The 506-nt window shown below is 44.3% G+C and carries 1 protein-coding gene; it reads left to right on the top strand.

The window, feature by feature from the left end; translation table 11 throughout:
- On the top strand, positions 1-506 hold a 506-nt coding region (locus ACFIKU_RS10420), incomplete at both ends, for a DEAD/DEAH box helicase family protein (RefSeq protein WP_375657461.1).

Here is a 506-nt window from a genome sequence, read left to right as displayed (position 1 = left end):
AAGAAATTGTTCTTAAATCAACAAAAGAGCCTCGTCCCCATCAAGAAGAAGCCATCAAGAAAGTCTGTGAAGGTTTAAAAGAAGCAGATCGTGGCAAGCTGATTATGGCATGTGGTACGGGGAAGACTTTCACCAGTTTGAAGATAGCAGAAACCCTTGCTGGGAAAGGCAAGCGTGTTTTGTTTCTGGTGCCTTCTCTTGCTTTAGTCTCGCAAACAATCCGTGAATGGACAGCCGATGCACAAATCCCGTTGCGTTCCTTTGCGGTTTGTTCGGATACGAAAGTAGGCAAGCGTCGCAAAAACCAAGAGGATATTGTTGGTATGGAAACATCAGATCTTGTTCTCCCTGCTACCACGGATGCAAAAGCCCTTGCCAAAGAAGCTTGTGAAAACCTCGCAGATGCAATGACGGTCATCTTTTCAACCTATCATTCAATCCAAGTGATTTCGGTTGCCCAAAAAGACCATGGTTTACCCGAATTTGATCTGATCATTTGTGATGAA

Origin of the sequence: Bartonella sp. CM120XJJH (assembly GCF_042194715.1) — a bacterium.
Lineage (GTDB): Bacteria > Pseudomonadota > Alphaproteobacteria > Rhizobiales > Rhizobiaceae > Bartonella.
Note: the sequence above shows the minus strand (reverse complement) of the source record. Positions and strands in the feature narration are given on the sequence as shown.